Raw genomic sequence first — 4771 nt, 5'->3', positions numbered from 1 at the left:
TCGGAGATCGCGTCCCCGCCGGGTTCGGCGGCGGCGTTGGCCGACCAGATCGGGTTCACGTACACATCCGCGCCCTCATACGGATTGTCCACGCGGTCCCCCGGTTCCGGGTCGGGGTCCGGGTCCGGGTCGGGTCCTGGACCGGGGTCGACCGATCCGTCGCACACCACGCCGTTGAGGGTGAACTCCGACGGTGCGGCGTTGCTCCCGGAGTAGGAGGCGTTGAACCCGAAGGAGACGGTCCCGTTCGTGGAGATCGACGAGTTGTGACCGGCGGCGGTCACCGACACGTCCTGCCCCGACTGGGTGTGCGTACCGTTCCACAGGTTCGTGACCTGCTGGTTCCCGGGGAAGGACCAGTCGAGGGTCCAGCCGTTGAGGGCGGTTCCCAGGTTGGTGATCTCGACGCTCGCGGTGAAACCGGAGCCCCAGTCGTTGACCTGGTAGTCCACCTCGCAGCCCGGGGCGGCGCTCGCGGGCGTGGTGGGAAGGAGTGCCAAGGTGGTGCCGAGTACGAGGGCCGAGGCCGCGGCGAGGCCTCGTCGTGTCCGCGAGCGTGTGCTCGCGCCACGGTGGATCCTGCTCATGTCGTCTTCTTCCTCATGGAGGGGGGTGACCAAAAGGAGCTTGCGGAGTGTCGACCGGGGGTGCGGGCGACGGTTGCGTGAGGTCCGCTCAGACGTGGACGGGGACGGAGGTGCGCGGGGCATGACGACCTCGTACTGGCAGGGGCGCGGTGCGCCGGGGGATGTGGGAGCGCTCCCAAACGGCAGGCGAAGAAAACCCGACCACCATGGCGCGACGCCGGGCGAGGGGTGTGGGAGGAGGGGGATGTCGGGGGATGTCAGGGGGAGGGGGATGTCGAAAGAATGTGACCCAAGTCATTTGGGAACGCTCCCATGAGAGTAGCCAGCGGCCGACCTCCTGTAAACACCCCGTTGCGGGAATCCTTCACCGAGGTTTCACCCCACGGCCCGTCGCCGCCCCGGGCCGGGGCGGCGACGGCCCCTCACACCTCGACCATCCGCCACGCCCCGGCGTCGGCAGGGGCGTCCGTGAAGGCGTAGCGGACCGTCTCACGGTCCAGCGCGACCAGCGTCACCGAGCCCGTCGCCCAGATCCGCCCCTCCCCCAGATCGGCCCGCGCGACCAGGCCCGACGGATCGCCCTGGCCGTCGGCGCCCACGGAACGGGGGGTCGCGCCGGCGGCCTCGGTGATGAGGCGCGGCCACTCGCCCCAGATCTCCTCGACCCCTTTCGCGGCCGCCAGGTCCGCCGGGTCGGGCCGGGTGGCCGCGAACTCCGGCGTGTGGCGCGCCGCCCTGGGGTCGTGCGGGTCCAGGCCGGTGTTCACCACGATGCTCACCCCCGCGGGCAGCGGCCTCGTGTCCATGCACCGCCCGTCCCAGCTGTGCAGGCCGACCCTGTGGGCGTCGGCGTCCAGGAGGTGGAAGGGCGCGTACCGGGTGGGGTCCTCCCCCTGGAGCGGGTCCCGCACCGGGTGCGCGAGGGCGCGCAGCGGCAGCTCCCCCCGGCTCGCCGGGTACACGCCCTCCCAGGGCATGCTCCCGTCCCGGGGCCACCCGTTGAGCACGGCGCAGACGCGGGGGCGGGCGGGGTTCACCGCCAGCCAGGTTCCCCCCGCCGTGAGGTCGCGCCCGCCGACCAGCTCGGGCCGGTCGGGCCAGTGGCGCGCGGGCGGGTCCCAGGGCCGGAGGGACATCTCGTCCCGGAGCGCCGCGATGACGAGTGGTGTGTCGGCGCCGGGATCGAATCCGACGATGACGGTGCACATGAGGACCTCTGCTGTCTCCCCGGAGGCACGGCCCGAGAGGCCCGACCGGAGGGTGGACGGAACTGTACCCGGACTCTACGTCCGCTCGGGGCCTGCCGGGGAGGGCGGGGCGTGCGCCGGACACGGCCGCCGTCCCCCCGGACGCCTGGTGGTGCGGGTACCACCCGGCATCGGGGGGGCAGGACGCCCGCGAGTGGTCCGGGGGTCTTCTAGGCTGTGGATCTCCTTACTCTCCGGACGTCCGTGGCCGGTGCGCCCCCTCGCGTGATCAGGGGCCCGTCCACCCGTCTCCCGTACCACCCAGGAGTGTGCGTGCCCGTCCAACCCGAACGACCCGACGACGGTGCGGAAGGCGCCTCGGACAGGGATTCGCAGGCGGCTGCCCCGAACGTCACCGGCGCCCGGCCCGAGCGTGCCGGGCCGGGCCTCCACGGCCCCCCGTCCGAGACCGGGCTGACCCTGGCGGAAGTCGCCGAGCGGGTCGCCACCGGCCGGACCAACGACGTCCCCGTGCGTGCCAGCCGCAGCGTCGGGCAGATCATCCGAGCCAACGTGTTCACGCGGATCAACGCGATGATCGCGGTGCTGTTCACGATCATCGCCGTGATCGGCCCCGTCCAGGACGGGCTGTTCGCGATGGTGATCCTGATCAACACGCTGATCGGCATCGTCCAGGAGCTGCGCGCCAAGCGCACCCTCGACAAGCTCGCGATCGTCAACGCCGCCCACCCCCGGGTCGTGCGCGACGGCGCGACGGTGCGCGTGACCACCCAGGAGATCGTCCTGGACGAGGTCCTCGAGGTCGGCACGGGCGACCAGATCGCGGTCGACGGCGTCGTCACCTGGGCGGGAGGGCTGGAGGTCGACGAGTCCCTGCTGACCGGCGAGGCCGATCCCGTGCTCAAGCGGCCCGGCGACACCGTGATGTCGGGCAGCTTCGTGGTGGCGGGCGCCGGGCGCTTCCGCGCCACCAAGGTGGGGCGGCACGCGTACGCGGCACGCCTGGCCGAGGAGGCGAGCCGGTTCTCGCTGGTGCACTCGGAGCTGCGGTCGGGCATCAACCGCATCCTGACCTGGATCACCTACGCGCTGTTCCCGATCGGCGCCCTGCTGATCTACAGCCAGCTGTTCATGGGCGGCCACGTCACGCTGGAGGAGCCCACGGCGGGCGGCCAGATCTCCGGCCCGCTGGCGGACGCGCTGCGCGGCATGGTGGCGGCGCTGGTGTCGATGATCCCCGAGGGGCTGATCCTGCTCACCAGCATCGCCTTCGCGGTCGGTGTGATCCGGCTGGGGAAGTACAAGTGCCTGGTGCAGGAGCTGCCCGCGATCGAGGGCCTGGCCCGCGTGGACGTGGTGTGCACCGACAAGACGGGGACGCTGACCGAGGCCGGCATGAAGCTGGCCCAGATCCGCGACCTGGGAGGGCGCGCGGTGGGCGACGACCCCTCGCCGACCCGGGTGCTGGCCGCCCTGGCGGCCTGCGACCCCGACCACAACGCGAGCATGGCCGCCATCGCTCAGGGGTTCGGGGCGAGCGGGGTGTCCGCCCCCGACTGGACCGTCACCGCGCTGGCGCCGTTCTCGTCGGCCCGCAAGTGGAGCGGGGCCGGCTTCCTCACCCCGGGCGGCGAGGAGCACTGGGTCCTGGGCGCCGCCGACGTGCTGTCCTCCCCCGACTCCCCCGCCGCGGCCGAGGCGGCACGGCTCGGCTCGCAGGGGCTCCGGGTGCTGCTGCTGGCCCGCGCCTCCGCCCGGGTGGACTCCGACGACGCCCCCGGCGAGGTGGCCCCGGTCGCGCTGGTGGTCCTGGACCAGAAGGTGCGCGAGGACGCCGGGGCCACCCTCGACTACTTCGCCGGCCAGGGCGTCGACGTCAAGATCGTCTCCGGCGACCACGCGGCCTCGGTCGGCGCGGTGGGCCGCGAGCTGGGCCTGCCCGGCGCGGAGGACCCGGTGGACGCCCGCTCCCTGTCCGCCGACGCGGACGAGCTGGCCCGCGAGGTCGAGAGGCGCTCGGCGTTCGGCCGGGTGACCCCGGAGCGCAAGCGCGACATGGTGCGCGGGCTGAAGGACCGCGGGCACACGGTGGCGATGACCGGCGACGGCGTCAACGACGTGCTGGCCCTGAAGGAGGCCGACATCGGGGTGGCGATGGGCTCCGGCAGCCCGGCGTCGCGCTCGGTGGCGCAGCTGGTCCTGCTGGACAACCGCTTCGCGGTGCTGCCGCGCGTGGTGGCCGAGGGCCGCCGGGTCATCGGCAACATCGAGCGTGTGGCCAGCCTGTTCCTGACCAAGACCGTGTACACGATGACGCTGGCGATCATCGTCGGGCTGCTGGCGGTCGCGTACCCGTTCTTCCCCCGGCACGCGACGCTGATCAACGCGGTGACCTTCGGCATCCCGTCGTTCTTCCTGGCCCTGGCGCCCAACACCGACATCGCCAAGCCGGGGTTCGTGATGCGCACGCTGCGGCTCGCCATCCCCTCGGGGATGGTGGCCGGTTTCGCGGCGGTGACGACCTACCTGCTGGTGCTGGGCGGGCGGACCGTCCCGGACCCGGCGGACCGCACGGCGGTGGTGATCACGCTGTGCGCGACCACCCTGTGGGTCCTGCTGCTGGTGGCCAAGCCGTACGTGTGGTGGAAGGTCCTGATGGTGGGCTCCATGGTCGGCCTGCTGACACTGGCCATGGTGACGCCGCTGGGCCAGTGGTTCTTCGACCTGGACGTGAGCGACCCGGCCAAGGTCCTCACCGGTCTGGCCGTGGCCGGGGTGGCGATCGTGGCGATCACGGTGATCCGGGTGGTGGACGACCGGTGGATAGCCCGCTCCGAGGCCCGCGCCGCCGAGGAGGCGGCCCGTGAGGAGGACGGGCACCGGGAGGCCTCCATGGTCTAGGGGACCGCACCGGCCCCCGACGGCCGCGCCGGACGCCCTGGAGCGCTTCGTCCGCGATGGATGGCGCGCCGCGCC

Annotated in this window: 3 protein-coding genes; 1 reads left to right on the top strand and 2 read right to left on the bottom strand. The window is 72.8% G+C overall.

Features of this window, described 5'->3' with window-relative positions:
• Positions 1 to 587, bottom strand: a 587-nt coding sequence (locus ABZ234_RS33850) for a cellulose-binding domain-containing protein (protein ID WP_355014758.1), incomplete at its 3' end; no start/stop codon positions are given.
• 422 nt (positions 588 to 1009) lie between these two features.
• Complete coding sequence (locus ABZ234_RS33845) at positions 1010 to 1795, bottom strand: NRDE family protein (protein ID WP_355014757.1); 786 nt, start codon at positions 1793 to 1795, stop codon at positions 1010 to 1012.
• Positions 1796 to 2107: 312 nt separating this feature from the next.
• Here ABZ234_RS33845 and ABZ234_RS33840 point away from each other — a divergent pair, with 312 nt between their 5' ends.
• Positions 2108 to 4696 carry an HAD-IC family P-type ATPase gene (locus ABZ234_RS33840; protein ID WP_355014756.1) on the top strand — a complete coding sequence of 863 codons (2589 nt, stop codon included), beginning with the start codon at positions 2108 to 2110 and terminating at the stop codon, positions 4694 to 4696.
• Positions 4697 to 4771: the final 75 nt, after the last annotated feature.

Origin of the sequence: Nocardiopsis sp. NPDC006198 (assembly GCF_040613895.1) — a bacterium.
In the GTDB taxonomy this organism is placed as follows: Bacteria; Actinomycetota; Actinomycetes; order Streptosporangiales; family Streptosporangiaceae; genus Nocardiopsis; species Nocardiopsis tropica.
This window is presented reverse-complemented; position numbering and strand designations above follow the sequence as displayed.

Excerpts from the sequence above, each read along its gene's own strand:
- ABZ234_RS33845 (WP_355014757.1), bottom strand. The coding sequence starts at position 1,795 with ATGTGCACCGTCATCGTCGGATTCGATCCCGGCGCCGACACACCACTC.